17 protein-coding genes and 1 tRNA gene are annotated in these 13775 nt (G+C 62.3%); 6 read left to right on the forward strand and 12 right to left on the reverse strand.

Going from position 1 to position 13775, the window contains the following annotated elements; translation table 11 throughout:
- Positions 1–35 precede the first annotated feature (35 nt).
- Complete coding sequence (locus tag MTX23_RS18930; protein ID WP_280971726.1) at positions 36–272, reverse strand: hypothetical protein; 237 nt, start codon at positions 270–272, stop codon at positions 36–38.
- Positions 269–403 (reverse strand): hypothetical protein, encoded by a 135-nt coding sequence (locus MTX23_RS18935; RefSeq protein ID WP_280971728.1) that lies wholly within the window; start codon positions 401–403, stop codon positions 269–271. Before MTX23_RS18935 ends, MTX23_RS18930 begins: the two co-directional genes overlap by 4 nt.
- 41 nt (positions 404–444) lie before the next feature.
- On the opposite strand from MTX23_RS18935, the gene MTX23_RS18940 reads away from it, so the two are divergent.
- Entirely contained in the window at positions 445–606 is a 162-nt protein-coding gene (locus MTX23_RS18940) for a hypothetical protein (RefSeq protein ID WP_280971729.1), read from the forward strand.
- A gap of 182 nt (positions 607–788) precedes the next feature.
- Here MTX23_RS18940 and MTX23_RS18945 read toward each other — a convergent pair whose 3' ends face one another.
- Together MTX23_RS18945 and MTX23_RS18950 are read right to left on the reverse strand one after the other, a co-directional pair.
- The gene (locus MTX23_RS18945; protein WP_280971730.1) at positions 789–1103 is read right to left on the reverse strand and encodes a hypothetical protein; all 315 of its coding nucleotides are present in this window, start codon (positions 1101–1103) and stop codon (positions 789–791) included.
- Between the two features lie 780 nt (positions 1104–1883).
- A complete protein-coding gene (locus MTX23_RS18950; RefSeq protein ID WP_280971731.1) occupies positions 1884–2231 on the reverse strand; it encodes a GrlR family regulatory protein in 348 nt (115 codons plus the stop codon).
- 174 nt (positions 2232–2405) lie between these two features.
- On the opposite strand from MTX23_RS18950, the gene MTX23_RS18955 reads away from it, so the two are divergent.
- The 4 genes from MTX23_RS18955 to MTX23_RS18970 all read left to right on the forward strand — a co-directional run bounded on the left by MTX23_RS18955 (position 2406) and on the right by MTX23_RS18970 (position 4196).
- A complete protein-coding gene (locus MTX23_RS18955) occupies positions 2406–2579 on the forward strand; it encodes a hypothetical protein (protein ID WP_280971732.1) in 174 nt (57 codons plus the stop codon).
- Positions 2580–2753: 174 nt separating this feature from the next.
- Complete coding sequence (locus MTX23_RS18960; RefSeq protein ID WP_280971733.1) at positions 2754–3206, forward strand: VOC family protein; 453 nt, start codon at positions 2754–2756, stop codon at positions 3204–3206.
- Positions 3207–3210: 4 nt separating this feature from the next.
- Positions 3211–3426: a hypothetical protein gene (locus MTX23_RS18965; protein ID WP_280971734.1), complete on the forward strand. Its 216-nt coding sequence runs from the start codon at positions 3211–3213 to the stop codon at positions 3424–3426.
- Positions 3427–3554: 128 nt separating this feature from the next.
- Positions 3555–4196, forward strand: a complete 642-nt coding sequence (locus MTX23_RS18970) for a glutathione S-transferase (RefSeq protein ID WP_280978118.1) — start codon at positions 3555–3557, stop codon at positions 4194–4196.
- Positions 4197–4212: 16 nt separating this feature from the next.
- On the opposite strand, the gene MTX23_RS18975 is transcribed toward MTX23_RS18970, so the two are convergent.
- From MTX23_RS18975 to MTX23_RS19005, 7 genes are all read right to left on the reverse strand, one after another.
- Positions 4213–4458, reverse strand: coding sequence for a hypothetical protein (locus tag MTX23_RS18975; protein WP_280971735.1), 246 nt, complete (start codon positions 4456–4458; stop codon positions 4213–4215).
- Between the two features lie 31 nt (positions 4459–4489).
- Positions 4490–4747, reverse strand: a complete 258-nt coding sequence (locus tag MTX23_RS18980) for a PilZ domain-containing protein (protein WP_280971736.1) — start codon at positions 4745–4747, stop codon at positions 4490–4492.
- 197 nt (positions 4748–4944) lie between these two features.
- Positions 4945–6957, reverse strand: a complete 2013-nt coding sequence (locus MTX23_RS18985) for a sigma-54-dependent Fis family transcriptional regulator (RefSeq protein WP_280971737.1) — start codon at positions 6955–6957, stop codon at positions 4945–4947.
- Between the two features lie 202 nt (positions 6958–7159).
- Entirely contained in the window at positions 7160–8353 is a 1194-nt protein-coding gene (locus MTX23_RS18990; protein WP_280971738.1) for a serine hydrolase domain-containing protein, read from the reverse strand.
- A gap of 81 nt (positions 8354–8434) precedes the next feature.
- Positions 8435–10069, reverse strand: a complete 1635-nt coding sequence (locus MTX23_RS18995) for an NAD(P)/FAD-dependent oxidoreductase (protein ID WP_280971739.1) — start codon at positions 10067–10069, stop codon at positions 8435–8437.
- Positions 10070–10414: 345 nt separating this feature from the next.
- A tRNA-Glu gene (locus tag MTX23_RS19000) sits at positions 10415–10489 on the reverse strand.
- 451 nt (positions 10490–10940) lie between these two features.
- The gene (locus tag MTX23_RS19005) at positions 10941–11288 is read right to left on the reverse strand and encodes a hypothetical protein (protein ID WP_280971740.1); all 348 of its coding nucleotides are present in this window, start codon (positions 11286–11288) and stop codon (positions 10941–10943) included.
- A gap of 131 nt (positions 11289–11419) precedes the next feature.
- Between MTX23_RS19005 and MTX23_RS19010 the strand changes: the two genes are divergently transcribed.
- Positions 11420–12652, forward strand: a complete 1233-nt coding sequence (locus MTX23_RS19010) for a Zn-dependent hydrolase (RefSeq protein WP_280971741.1) — start codon at positions 11420–11422, stop codon at positions 12650–12652.
- Between the two features lie 20 nt (positions 12653–12672).
- On the opposite strand, the gene MTX23_RS19015 is transcribed toward MTX23_RS19010, so the two are convergent.
- On the reverse strand, positions 12673–13578 hold the full coding sequence (locus tag MTX23_RS19015; protein ID WP_280971742.1) for a sulfite exporter TauE/SafE family protein: 906 nt from the start codon (positions 13576–13578) through the stop codon (positions 12673–12675).
- Positions 13579–13775 lie beyond the last annotated feature (197 nt).

The following is a 13775-nucleotide window of genomic DNA, read 5'->3' on the forward strand; positions in this document are numbered from 1 at the left end:
TCGGTTGCGAGATCGGCACGCGATGGATTCCTCGCTCAAGCGGCCTTGGCCGCCTGCTCCTTCGGAGCGCTCTCCTCCTCCCTCTTCCTGATTTTGGCAACGGGGGCCGCCGGCGCCTTCTTCACTGGCTTCGCATATTGCGAGAGCCGCGAAAGCTCGGCTTCGAGCTCGGCCTGCCGTGCGGCAACCTTTTCGTACAGCTTCTCGGTGGCGTGATCGCGCAGGCTTGCGAGTTCTTCGATGCTCAGTGCGTCCAGATCGATCTTTGTCATTGCGGCCTCCCGTTTTCCTTTTGGCTAACGGGAAGCCCGGCGAGCGACAAGGCGGCGTGCGCCTTATCCACCGCCATCGGTTGATCATAATCCTGCACCGCCCGCTCCGCACTCACGCCAAGATCGCCCATGCCTATGCGCCTCGGGGGCCGCACCACGGAGAGGATGGGCAATGACCGACAAGGAAGACGCGATCGCGCGTGAGCGCAAGGAGATTGCCGCACGCGTTGCCAGCTTCCGGGCGACGCAGCAGAAGTTCGAGCGCGATCGTCAGGAGTACTACGCCAACACGCTGGGCAATGTCTGGAGCGGGTTTCAACGCGAGACGGCGTGATATCGTGCGACGTCAGGGATGATCCAAGACGTGCGCTGCTGCGTCCTCTCGCGACATGGACGCGTCCCAAGTGCGCAGATCACGCTGACAAGAGACGCCGAAACGCGATGTCGCATCCCGGCGGATTGCGCGCCGATGCGGAGCTGGAAAAGCCCGGAGCGATGTGCTCCGGGCTTTGGCCGTTACCAATAGTGGTGCCAATAGTGGTGCCAATAATGGTGTCGATAGTACGGCCTGCCGTAGTACCCGCCATAATAGGCGTAGGGTCCCGGCCCATAGTAGCCGTAATAGCGCGGCCCATAATAGTACCCAGGATAGTAAGCCGGCCCGTAGTAGTAGGGGCCGTACGCGCCCGCCACGCCCGCAGCGATAGCGCCGGCAGCCAGGCCGAAGGCCAGGCCAGGCCCAATCCCGATATGGCGCGCCTGCGCTGGCGCGCTGACCATGGTCGCGCCAACCGTCGCGACCGTCGCCAGAACAGCCAATGCCTTTTTCATGCGCAACCTCCTCACATGATCTGACAAATTAACGCCTGATAAATTAACGCAAGCGAACAGTGTTGGTTGCAGGTCGGGGCGTCGATACGAACGACCGGGTTCCATAGCCATGCGATTGCGCAGGGCTACCATCAGTTAGTGCATGAACAAAAAGACAACCTTGGGGTTAGAAAGTGGAAATAAGTCAGGGTTGGCATCATGCCGGCGTGGATGGAACTTCTGCTCAACGTGATGGGCTTTGCCGGCTTCATCGGCATTGCGATGTATCACAAGCATCCGAATGGAAAGCTGCCCGATTGAGCGATCGGCGGCGGCGCTGATTGGCCTTGGGCGGCTCACCCGCGGCCCGTACCAGCCTGTCCGCCTTCACCAGCATATTCCACTTTCCGGCTGCGGCCGGAGCCAGACGGTCATCGCCACGAAGACCGCGCAGAATAGTAGCCCGACGCCCATCACGCGTCGGTGGGTTGGTCTATCCGTATTGTGAAAGGAAGGCGTCATGGCTGTCATCCGCAGCCATCCCTGATGCGATCAAAAGTTGTAGCATCGCCATGCTGCCCTTGACCTAACTGGATAGGGTTGCCGGTCGTACGAAACCGGGTCCGAGCGGGTGCAGGGACGTTGGACGATGCCATAATCGTCCACCGCTTACTCAGCGGTTATCCGCAGCAAATATCCACAGGGGTGATAGTCGAATTTGCCAAGCAAATGCGTGATCTTGCTGCGCACATATCCACACCACATTCGCCCGCACGCCGCATTCGCCACGCCCCCGAAACGTCAGACCTCCGCCAACCACTTCAGAGTAGCCCGAAAACTCAGGCTGCGTGTTCCCACCAGCACGGTGCCGAATGCATCCGCGCCGTCCTCCCCGAACGTGCCCGAGAAGCCGCTATGGACCTCCTGCCCGCCGGCCAGCGGCCGCACGAACGGATCCGGCAACGGCGTGTGCTGGCTGGTGCTGAGATGTCCCTTCCAGGTCCCGTCACCGACCGTGTAGGCGCCGATCGACCAGAAATAAGGACCGCCGCCGATGAGGAGGCCATCGCGCAAGATCAGGATGCCGCTGTCGCGCCCCCTTACGCCGTCGGTCATATGCATGTGAACCGAGTAAAGCCCGTTCTTCATCCGTCGCGCCGCTTGCCTCTCGCTGCAGCATTATTGCGCGAACCGGGGTGATCCGCGAGCGGCCTCATGTCGCGATTTGGCTCACCCGACAGATCCGGAGACCAAGGTATCCCGTCAGAATTTATTCACAATTCGTTAAGAAGGCACAGGCAAGGTCGGGCGGGAGGAAGAGCCATGCTCATCTATCCGGTGCCTGTCGAAGTGACACGAGCCAGAGTGCAACTCGTCGCCGACCAGACGGCGAAGGCCGAGCCCCGCATTGTCAGCGAGGACGTGCTGGACGTGTTCGCCGCCAAGAACAAGGCCGACCGCGACGCCGTGGAAACCATCCTCGATATCAAGGCGTGACCTGCCGCAACCCGGCACGCGTCAGTCTGTGTCGCAGCGCGGCCTATCCAAATCGTGACCCCACACATGCCGAACCGGCTGGATAGCACCCTGCCGCAGCGGGCGTTTTGCTGCTATTGAGGGCACGAACCATCCAACCAAAACCATCTCCGGAAAACTCCAGGGAGCCCAACCATGCGCTATCTCCACACCATGCTGCGCGTCCGCAACCTCGATACGGCGCTGAAATTCTATCAGGACGCTCTGGGCCTCAAGGAAGTGCGCCGCATCGACAATGACAAGGGGCGCTTCACGCTGGTGTTCCTTTGCGCGCCCGAGGACCAGCATTTGCTCAAGGCGCTGCCGCAGACGCGCGGCGCGCCACTGGTCGAACTCACCTACAACTGGGACGAGGAGAAATACGGCGAGGACCGCTATTTCGGTCACCTCGCCTACGAGGTCGACGATATCTACGCGACCTGCGAGAAGCTGATGAAGATGGGTGTCACCATCAACCGGCCGCCGCGCGACGGCAACATGGCGTTCGTGCGCTCACCCGACCTGCATTCGATCGAGCTGCTGCAGAAGGGCGATCCGAAGCCGCCGGCGGAGCCGTGGACCTCGATGCCGAACACCGGCCACTGGTAGAGCCTTGTACAAATTCCTCGTGCACGTCCGCCATCCCGCCTACCGCCTGGTAGTGAAGGCGGACGCGCCCTTTCCGCCTGCGACAAGCGAAGGTGAATGGCGACTGACGCGCACGCGACGCGCAGACGACGTCAATCCCGAGGTGCGCGAAGCCGTCGATCGCGACGGCTACTCGCTGTTCAGGATCGGGCTCTCGCTCTCAGAGCTTCCAACATCCTGAGTGCGCGTATCCGCACGCTCTGGCATCAGCGCCTCGATTTATTGCTCCTGGTACAATTCATCCCGCGCATTTTGCAAGCGGCTGCGCTAAGAACGCAGGCCGAGGACAACTGCGGGAGAGAACGCGTGATCGACAGCGAGGCAGAACTGACGATCTGGGGCCGGGCCAATTCGGTCAATGTGCAGAAAGTACTGTGGTGCCTCGCCGAGCTCGACCTGCCCTATCAGCGCATCGACGCCGGCATGCAGTTCGGCAAGAACGATCAGCCCGAATATCTCGCGATGAATCCGAATGGTCGTATCCCGACGCTGGTCGACGGCGACTATGTGCTCTGGGAATCCAATTCGGTAATGCGCTATCTCTGCATGGCCTACGGCCAGGGCTCGCCGATTTATCCGCAAGCGCCCAAGACGCGCGCCGCCGTCGACCGCTGGCTCGACTGGAGCCTGTCGACGATGCAGCCGGCCGACCGTCCGGTGTTCTGGGCGCTGGTGCGCACACCGCCGGAAAAGCGCGACATGGTGCAGATCCAAAAGGACGTTGATGCAGAAGGCGTGGTGTGGCGGGTTGTCGAGGCCCAGGTCGCAAGCCGCCGCTTCATCGAAGGCGATCAGTTCACGATCGCCGACATCGCGCTCGGCGTTTTTGCGCGGCGCTGGCTGGGCGTCGAAGGCGTCGTCAAGCCGAAGCTGCCCAACCTCGAGCGCTGGTTCGGCGAGTTCGGGCAACGGCCCGGCTTCAACCGTTTCGTCGCACCACCGATGTCATAGCGAGGACAAGGGCCGCTCACCGTCCGGTCGACATCCCGCCGCCCACGCTGATGCCGCCGCCGAGCTTCACGCAGGTGTCACTGCCTTCCACCTTGACGAAGCCCGGTCCGAACGATGCGCAGGGATTGCTCCGCGTCGTGCTTTTCGACGGCAAAGTCTTCCAGGCATCAGGCGGCGTCTGAAGTTTCCGTTCGTTGCCCTGCTGCGCGAGCGCGGCAGCCGGAAGCAGGACGGCGATGATGACGAAGCATGTTTTCCGCATTCGGCCTTTTACCGCGCGTCGCCGATCGCGGCTAGCTGACGAATTTGACGCCGAACGTCTTGCCGTCCTGCCAAACCACTTCGCACGCCCGACCGGTGCGGGCGTCGCGCGAAAACGCCAGCCGTAGCTTGGCCGGCAGCGTGTTGTTGTCCTGGACCGTGACCTTTGCGCCCGAGGACGACATATCCTCGACGACGCAGGGTCGCGCGGCAAACCCGCCATCGAGGGTGATCCAACCGGCTCGGCGCAGCGATTTGCGCACTTCGCGCTTTTTCGTTCCGAACACCATCGCGTCATCCCCCGAACCTCAGCCCTAATCCGGGTCGCTTTACAAACGGTTGCGAAATCGCGGCGAATTGCAGCGATCGACGGATCGGGACTCGCGCCAGTGCTTTCGCCAATCGATGCCGGTTGGAGGAGTCCGCGACAATCCTCTGAATTTGCAGGAATTTTCGATTGCGCCGTGGCGCGCCACCCAGAACAAATCTACGAATTCTTATGTAATTGAGATTGCTGTATACTTTCCGTGCATGCATGGGCCTGCGCCCCGGAGCCCAGATCGGGACGAATGCCGTAGCGGCGCAGCTTAGCGTACACGGTGCTCTTGGCGAGACCGAGCGCGGATGCGGTGGCTGCTACATTGCCATTGAGCGATCGCAGCGTGCCTGCGATGAGATCGCGTTCAGACGACTCGGCCAACGACAGACCCTGTTCACCTCCGGTGCGCAATTCCCTCCGGCAGATGAGATCGGGCAGGTCCGAAACTTCGATCACCTCGCCCCGCCCGGTCAGCATCAGGCTCTCGACGAGATTGCGCAGCTCTCGGACGTTGCCGGGCCAGTCATGGCCTTGCAGACGCGCGATGCTCTCCGGTGCAAAACGGCAATCACTGATGCCATAGCGAGTCCTGGCCTGAGCGACGAAGTGTTCGACCAGTATCGGAATATCATCCGCCCGCTCCCGCAGCGGAGGCACGATGATCGGGACCACTGCCAGCCTGTAGTAAAGGTCCTTGCGGAAACGCCGTTCATCGACCTCGATTTGCAGGTCGCGGTTCGTCGCGGCGACAAGCCGGAAGTCCACCTTGCGCGTCGTGGTTTCGCCGATGCGGTTGATCTCGCCATTCTCCAAAGCCCGCAGCAACATAGGCTGGAGGTCGAGCTGCAATTCGCCGATTTCGTCGAGGAAGAGACTTCCGCCCGAAGCGGCTTCGATCTTCCCGGCGGAGCCGCCGCGACGCGCGCCGGTGAAAGCGCCGTCCACATAGCCGAAGAGTTCGCTGGCAAGCAGCTCGCGCGAGACGCTACCGCAATTGACGACGACGAAGGGACGGTCGCGTCGAGGCGACACCGCGTGGATGCCTTGCGCAAAGATCTCCTTGCCGACGCCGGTCTCGCCAAGCAGCAGGATGGGAGCGGAACTCGCGGCGACGCGACGGCATGTCTCGACCACCGCATGCATCTTCGCATTGCCGTGAACGACGTTGACGAATGCCTTCGACCCCTCGCGCGCGAGCGGCAAGCAGGTCCTGTTCGCCGCCGGCTTTGGCGCCACCATGACTGTGCCAAGGTGTTCACCCTGGTAGACCACCGGCCGCAGCCACTCCTCCTTGATCCAGGCCGGGCGTGAGGTCCCCCAAGGCCGATCATCGCTGGTCCCGAGCTGAGGAAAGTCGGGCTGGCACCGCGGCGCGCCGAGATCGCGCATGATCTGCGCCATCTCGCCGTTGGCCTTGAAGGGGCGCCCGGCGCTATCGAACAACACGGTGTGGTGCCGGTCCGTGGCAGGCAGCATCCAGAAGCACTGGTCGAGAAGCCGATAGCGCGCGTCCATCTCCATCTGGAGCAACTGGGCCTCGATCCGCGCCGCCGCCGAAATCGCCAGCGCGAGGGCCTGTCGTCCGTAGGAATCGGACAGCCCGGAAATATCGATGGCCCCGATGACAGCGCCGTCGATCGGATCGCGAATGACCGAGGCCGAACAGGTCCAGCGCTGGATGCCAGAGCAGAAATGTTCAGTCGCATGCACCTGGATGGCCTGGCCGGTTTCCAGCGCCGTGCCGATCGCGTTGGTGCCGCAGGTCGTCTCGCTCCAATTGCTGCCGGGCAACAGGTGGGTCTTCTCCACCGCGTTACGCAACGCAAGCCTGGTATCGCCCTCCAGGCGCAGCACGATGCCATCGACATCGGTCAGCACCATCACCGTGCCGGTTTCGAGCATGTAGTCGCGCGCCAGCGCCATGGTCGAAGCGCCGGCATGGACCAGGCGGGTACGCTTGTCGAGCAGGCGGTGTAGCCGTTCGTCATTCATCGGCAACGGGGCCTGGCTGCGTCGGTAGTCCACGGCCGATTGCCGGCTCCGCCGCCAGGAATCATTGATCGCGGGCCGAACGACCTGCCCGCCGGCACCGGTCCCGGACATGAAGCGTTCCCAGCTTGTCAGGACGTCGCGTTCAACATCTGGATTCGCAAAGGCTTCCTCTGGCGTCTGACCCAACACGCTTCCTCCTTTGACGCGCTGAGTGGTCCAAGATCTTCTGGTTGTTAGGGGACCCCGAGCTTTATCGCCTGATTTTGAAACCATTCCAAGCCACCGCGCAACTGACAACCGGAATCAGGGCGCAACTTTGGCGCGCCTCCGGCCGCACTGCGAAAGCCGCGAAGCCGAAAGGCGCGCCGATTGTCCTGGCCTGACAAGGCGCCTAGGCGGCCTTGCGTCGGTGCAGCGTGTCGTAGAAGGCCGTCTCGAAACGCATATAGCCGGTGAACGAAGCCGGATCGCCAAATGGCAGAATCTGGGTCGCCCAATAGCCACCGAAGCCATTCTGCCGGTCGATCCAGTAGAACAAGTTCGCAAGTCCCGCCCAGCCGAGCGCGCCGGCCGGCCGGCCCGTCGGGGCCTCCTCGTCATTGACCATGAACGTGAACGACCACGATTTCGACTGGCCCGGGAAGAACTCGGCATCGTTGGAGAGCGACTTGATCACGCCCGGCAGCGCGGTCACCTTGAGATCCCCGAGGTGGTTCTTTTCTGCCATGTTCACGGTCTCCGGTTTGAGCACCCGGCCGTGCGGGCCATTGCCGTCGTTCAGCCACATCCGAATGAAGCGCATGTAGTCGCCGACCGTGCTGTAGAGGCCGTGCCCGCCCATATGGACCTCGGGATTCGAGGGCAATTCGAAGTCCATCGGCGTGAGCGAGCCATCGGCGTTGCGGGCATGCATGCCGGCGAGCTTGCTGCGCACGGCATCGTTGATCTCGAACGTCGTGTTCGCCATTCCGAGCGGCTTGAAGATCCGCTCGGCGAAGACTTCGCCGAGCCGCTTGCCGGTGATGCCCTCGACGACCTGACCGACCCAATCGATGTTCGTTCCATACTCCCACTTTGAGCCGGGATCGAACAGGAGCGGCGTCATGATCGAGGCCTTGGACGCGGTGATCACGCTCGGCTGTCCGTGCTCGGTCGCCAGGCGCAAATAGTTCTCGTTGAAGAAGTCGTAGCCGAAGCCGCCGATATGCAGCAGCAGCATGCGCGTGGTCACTTCGCGTTTCGGCGCGCGCAGCTTGGGCTGGCCCTTGGCGTCGAAGCCGTCGATCACCTGCAGCTTGCCGATGTCAGGCGCATATCTCCTGGCGGGAGCATCGAGGTCGAGCTGGCCCTCTTCGATCAGTTGAAGGGCGGCGGTGCCGGTGATCGCCTTGGTTGTCGAGAAGATGGCAAAGCTCGTATCTGTCGTCATCGCGTCCGGCTTGTCGGTCCGACGCTTGCCTGTCGCGCCTTCGTAGATGTTGCCGTTGCGGTCCGTCACCATGGCGACAACGCCCGGGACACCCGGCCCCTTCGTGACCGTCTCATTGAGGATTGCATCGGCGTCTACAGCGAATTCTCTGGACATGTGTTTCCTCCGTTTGATTTTGAGAAATATGAGAAAGGAGGGCCGCGCTCGCGCGATCGATCACACGGCCCCTCGCGGTGCTTATTGCTTCGCGAAGCCCTGATAGCCGGCGGCGGCGACTTCATCGCACTTCTTGCGATAGGTCCCGACGCCGCCGATGTAGGACAGGAGGCGGCGCGGCTTGCCCTCGACGTTGGAGCCCATGTACCAGGAGTGAGTCTTGGTCACGAGGGTCGTGTTCGCGATCTCGTCGTGATGGGCGACCCAGGCGTCTTGAGTGTCCCGCGTTGGCTCGATGACGCGCAGCTCGTTCTTGCGGAGATAGCGAATGCAGTCGCTGATCCACTCGACCTGCTGCTGCAAGCACGTCGTCATGTTGCAGAGGGCCGTCGAGGGCGCCAGCGGCGCGCCGGTCGTGAACATGTTCGGATAGCCATGGACCTGCAGCCCCATGGTGGTGCGGATATCGCGGCTCCATTCGTCCTTCAGCGAGCGGCCGTCGCGGCCGCGGATATCGATGCGGGTGAGCGCGCCTGAGCCGGCGTCGAAGCCGGTCGCAAGGATGATCACGTCGAAGTTGTACACGGTTCCGTCGGCGAGCTTGATGCCTTCGGGCGTGATCCGCTCGATCGGATTGTTCTTCACGCTGACCAGCTCGACATTCGGCCGGTGATAGGCCTCGAGATAGTTGGTCTCGAGCGGGACGCGATGCGTGCCGAAGCCGTAGTCGGTCGGAATCAGCGTCTCGCACAGCTTGGGGTCCTTGAGGCGGGCGCGCATCTTCTTGCGGACGAATTCGGAGATCTCCTCGCTGACCTCCTCCTCGAAGAACATCTCTGAGAACGAGGCAAGCCACAGCCGCAGCGAGCCTTCGTCCCAGATCTTCTCAAGCACCGCATGACGTTGCTCGGTCGTCAGGTCCTTCCAGTTGCCGTTGGTGAAGTCGTACTCGAACCCGGTGAAGCTGTAGGGAAGCGTTTCGCAGAATTCCTTGAAGCGCGCCTTGTAGGCTTGGACCTCCTTCGGACCGTATTTCGGATTCTTCATCGGGATGATGTATTGCGGCGTGCGCACGAACACCTTCAGGCTGCCGACGTCACCGGCGATGGTCTGGATCACCTGAATGCCGGTCGCTCCGTTACCGACGACGCCGACGCGCTTGCCGGCAAGATCGAGATCCTGCTTCGGCCAGCGGCCGGTGTGGACGAGCTTGCCCTTGAACGTCTCCTGTCCGGGAAACACGGATGTCAGCGGCGCCGACAGCATGCCGCAGCAGGTGATCAGGAACTGCGCGTCGATCACATCGCCCTTGTCGGTCGTGATGGTCCAGCGCTGCGTCGCCTCGTTGTAGACGGCGGAGGTGATCGTCGTTGAGAAGCGGATGTCCTTGCGCAGGTCGAGCTTGTCGGCGACGTAGTTGAGCCAGCGTTCGATCTCGGGCTGGCCGGGGAAGCGTTCGCTCCAGCTCCAGCCCTTGTAGAGCTCTTCCGAGAACAGATACTGGTAGATGTAGGCCTCGGAATCGAAGCGCGCGCCCGGATAGCGATTCCAGTACCACGTTCCGCCGACGCCCGTGGCCGTGTCGAACGCCTTGACCTTGAGACCCTGCTCGTCGCGCAACTTGTAGAGCTGGTAGAGACCGGCAACGCCCGTGCCGATCACCACCGCGTCGAGCCCCTCGTGCTGACGCGCGCCATTGGTCTTGTTCTCACTCATGCATTCCTCCCAATCTCGCTTGTTGTCCTCCTCCCGCCGAAGGCGTGAGATGCGAGTGAGAAACGCAGGTTGTGTGCCAACCCTGATGAGCTGTTCTAAGTGCTTGCGATAGTTAAGCTTATGGTTTTCCGGCTATGCGGCTCGGCGTTCGAAATTCGAACCGGAGGAGGCCGGTGAGGCCGAAATCCGGACGCGTCTCGCGAAGCGCGCACCCGATTCGCACTCGGCCGCTGGTCGACACCGATGAGCCCGGCGGCAGCGGCCCTTGCGTCGAAGAGCGCCCCGCGGCTTTGGTCATCGTGCGGTAGCGTACGGGATCCTGGAAACAGCCGGAGGCGACGGTCGTGGCGCTCCCTAGCGGAATCGAACCGCTCTCTCCACCGTGAAAGGGTGGCGTCCTGACCGATAGACGAAGGGAGCAAAACTCCCGGCAAATCAATACGTTATACGTGAGAAGCGCCGGATCGGTCGTTGCCGGTCACCGGCTGCGACGGGCGAACGTATAGTGGCGATTGGTCGGCCGGGCAAGCACCTAGACGATGTTTTCCCGAGAGCGGCCTGGCACGTCCTCTACCCGCTTCCTTCTGAGCGGTCTGTCAACCGCAGGCCGATCTGGTCACCTGCAGGACAATCCGGCCTCGATCGAGGTCCAGAAGCCGCAATGCGGCGGCACGTGCGCGTGGGCCCGCGTGCCGGCGTGAACCAAAATGGCGACGGCAAGCGCGACGAGAACTGCGGGAACAATAGCTCTTCCAAATTTCATGCGCGTGCGCATCAAACGACATCGTGGCCCAACTAAGGCCTATTCGACATCACCGGTGTTTGCCGACGACGAGGCGGCGCACCGCTGTTTCGGCTGATGCGTCGCCACCTATCGCTGATTGGCGATGCTGGCCACGTCCTGACGGTCGCTCGGCTGCGGCGCCGGCGGCTTGATGCATGTGCTGCAGATCACAAGCTTCCGTGCGAGCCGATCGTCGTCATCCGCAGCCGCGGTCTGTTGGTCATCGCTCGATTGCGCAACGGCAGGCGAAGCATTCCGTGCATGCCGCTGCGGCGGTGGCAGGTTCGGATCCCGTCCAGCGCCGTCCCAGGCAAGCGGACCCGACCCTGACGGTGCCGTCGTCATGCCGTATTGAGCATATTGCGCGCAGGCACCGAGCGCGATCGGCAGGAGCAACACTGCGGCCTTGCCGACCCAGTTCCGGATTGAAGACATGATCGAACTCTCACGCTATTCGTGCTGTGACCTAAAAGCAGAACCGCTAAGAAATCGTTTGCCGTATTGATCGATCGTCACATCAAACGAAGACCGCATTGAGGCGGGCAAGGAAAAGCCGGAGTCCGATCATGCCTGAGTTAACCAGTCGCTTCGATGGCAGGCGCGTGCTCGCCGACCTCAACGCGCTCCGCTCAATCGGCGCTTACAAGACCGGCGTGCACAAACCGACATTTTCGGAACCCCATATTCATTCCCTCCACTGGCTCGCGCAGCGGCTGCCCGAGGCTGGCCTCACCGCGACGATCGACGGCATCGGCAACGTTCTCGGCACAAGCGCGAAGACTGGATCGAAGCTGCTGGCCGGTTCGCATCTCGAGAGCCAGAACCATGCGGGCTGGCTCGATGGCCCGCTCGGCGTCATCTACGCACTCGAGGCGGCGCGCGTGATCAACGCCGATCAGGGCGTCAAAGGCGCCGTCGAGGTGGCGGCTTGGTGCGACGAGGAAGGACATTTCGGTCATTTCCTCGGCAGCCGATCCTATGTCGGTGCGGTGGCCGAAGGCGAGATCGACGCCGCGCGCGACCGCAGCAGCGATCGCACGATGCGCCAGGCATTGCGTGATGCTGGGCTCGCCGGCCGCCTGCGCCTGCAGGCAGAGCCTGGCCGCCATATCGGCTATCTCGAGGCGCATATCGAGCAAGGCGATACGCTCGAGAGCGCCGGCCTCAAGATCGGCGTCGTCACCTCCATCGTCGGGATATGGCAGTACCGGATCACGTTCACCGGCGAGCAGAACCATGCCGGCACCACGCGGATGGCGATCCGCAGGGATGCCGGCCTTGCGCTCGCGCGGTTCTGCGTGGCGATCGACGACAACTTCCCTGCCCTGTGCGGACCGCGTACGGTCTGGACCACCGGCCGCATCGCGCTCGATCCCGGCGCGCCAAGCATCATTCCCGGGCGCGCCGAGATGCTGTTTCAGATCCGCGATGACGATCCCGCGGTGATTGCGCGCCTGGAGGAGCATCTGCGTCGCATGGCGGCCGACGTCACCGCGCAGGGCCGTTGCAGCGTCGAGGTTGAACGCATCAGAACCGGCGTGCCTGCGATGATGAACGACGCATTCCAGGACGCGATCGAAGCTGCCGGCGCGACCTTCGCCGACGGCCGGTCAATCCGGATGCCGAGCGGCGCCGGACACGACGCCCAGATCCTCGCCACCATCATGCCGGCCGCCATGCTATTCGTGCCGTCGATCGGCGGCATCAGCCATCACTGGAGCGAAAACACCGAGGACGCCGACATCGTCATGGGTGCGCAGGTCTTTGTCGAAACCTGCCGGCGCCTGTTGGCACGTTAGCCACCTGACGGTCGTGGCCCTTAGGTCGGACCGCCTCGGTTGCCAGATCTCAGCCAAGCCAACACTTGCGAACCGCTCACGGTCCCTCTTCGCACGGTGAAGAAGACGTACAGTAAATAGGCGTCGATCAGAATCGTGCCCGCCATGACGCTATAGGCCCACGGGCTTTCCATCAGATTCAGTTCGATCAAGACACGAGACAAACCGAATCCCACGACCCACCCGTCAAAGCTCATGCATATCCGGCGAAACGTCTCGGCATCGAGCCGTCGAATGAGATAGGCACCGAGCGGTATGCCGACGAGAACGCAGGGCACGATCACGAACAGGATGCTCCGGCTTTCCTCGATGAACAGACCGAGCCTGTAATACGCAATCGCAGTCAGACTGGACTCCGCCACCCGGACCAGTGCGAGCCCGGCGCGAAACTCATCTTTGACGAGGCCCTGGTTGTTGAACAGAATTGCTAGCGGCGGCCCCGAGATGGTCGTTACCGAGTACAGGATCCCGAGCGTCGTTCCAAAGGGCAAACCGACGAGCCATTTTGACTGAATCGGCCTCCGCCAACCGGCTGCCTGCAGCAGGATAAGCGGCAGAATAATCGAGTAGGTGGCGAATTTGGTCCAGCCGGGTTGCAGCGAAGTCAGAACAAGGGCTCCGATTGCGATGCCGGGCAGCATGCCGATGAGAATGGGCAGCACGCGCCTCCAAACGGCCGGAACGCCGCTCAGATTGATGCATAGAACGTACAGATTGACGAAGACCTCGACGACCACGACGGCAGGATTGAGGATACGATTGGTGTAGAAGACGAGTGCGACCGGTACGGTAAGGGACGAAAACCCGTAGCCAAGCGCACCGTTTACGAAGGCCGCAAGCAGAGCGATCACGGCAAGAACGATCACTGCGGCATCAATCGAAGGCATCTTTGGCGCTTTACCGTATCGGCGACAGTCGGTTTTTCTCCGGCATTATAGCGCAACGAAAGGAGCGCGGCGCCGAAACTTGGGCCCGTGGCGGCTGTGAGGCTCGCCGCGGTCTGTAGACCGGTGATATCGTCATGACCTCGGCCTCCTCTGCCGAGCAAGTTGGGCTGACGGCCATTGTCGATTGCAAGCACTTT

Origin of the sequence: Bradyrhizobium sp. ISRA436 (assembly GCF_029910015.1) — a bacterium.
Lineage (GTDB): Bacteria > Pseudomonadota > Alphaproteobacteria > Rhizobiales > Xanthobacteraceae > Bradyrhizobium.

What these genes read in the sequence shown, in the direction of transcription:
- MTX23_RS19010 (WP_280971741.1), top strand. Translation starts at nt 11,420, where the DNA reads ATGCCTGAGTTAACCAGTCGCTTCGATGGCAGGCGCGTGCTCGCCGAC.
- MTX23_RS18980 (WP_280971736.1), bottom strand. Translation starts at nt 4,747, where the DNA reads ATGGTGTTCGGAACGAAAAAGCGCGAAGTGCGCAAATCGCTGCGCCGA.
- MTX23_RS18945 (WP_280971730.1), bottom strand. Translation starts at nt 1,103, where the DNA reads ATGAAAAAGGCATTGGCTGTTCTGGCGACGGTCGCGACGGTTGGCGCG.
- MTX23_RS18940 (WP_280971729.1), top strand. Translation starts at nt 445, where the DNA reads ATGACCGACAAGGAAGACGCGATCGCGCGTGAGCGCAAGGAGATTGCC.
- MTX23_RS18960 (WP_280971733.1), top strand. Translation starts at nt 2,754, where the DNA reads ATGCGCTATCTCCACACCATGCTGCGCGTCCGCAACCTCGATACGGCG.
- MTX23_RS18975 (WP_280971735.1), bottom strand. Translation starts at nt 4,458, where the DNA reads ATGCGGAAAACATGCTTCGTCATCATCGCCGTCCTGCTTCCGGCTGCC.
- MTX23_RS18930 (WP_280971726.1), bottom strand. Translation starts at nt 272, where the DNA reads ATGACAAAGATCGATCTGGACGCACTGAGCATCGAAGAACTCGCAAGC.
- MTX23_RS19005 (WP_280971740.1), bottom strand. Translation starts at nt 11,288, where the DNA reads ATGTCTTCAATCCGGAACTGGGTCGGCAAGGCCGCAGTGTTGCTCCTG.
- MTX23_RS18955 (WP_280971732.1), top strand. Translation starts at nt 2,406, where the DNA reads ATGCTCATCTATCCGGTGCCTGTCGAAGTGACACGAGCCAGAGTGCAA.
- MTX23_RS18990 (WP_280971738.1), bottom strand. Translation starts at nt 8,353, where the DNA reads ATGTCCAGAGAATTCGCTGTAGACGCCGATGCAATCCTCAATGAGACG.
- MTX23_RS18950 (WP_280971731.1), bottom strand. Translation starts at nt 2,231, where the DNA reads ATGAAGAACGGGCTTTACTCGGTTCACATGCATATGACCGACGGCGTA.
- MTX23_RS18935 (WP_280971728.1), bottom strand. Translation starts at nt 403, where the DNA reads ATGGGCGATCTTGGCGTGAGTGCGGAGCGGGCGGTGCAGGATTATGAT.
- MTX23_RS18995 (WP_280971739.1), bottom strand. Translation starts at nt 10,069, where the DNA reads ATGAGTGAGAACAAGACCAATGGCGCGCGTCAGCACGAGGGGCTCGAC.
- MTX23_RS19015 (WP_280971742.1), bottom strand. Translation starts at nt 13,578, where the DNA reads ATGCCTTCGATTGATGCCGCAGTGATCGTTCTTGCCGTGATCGCTCTG.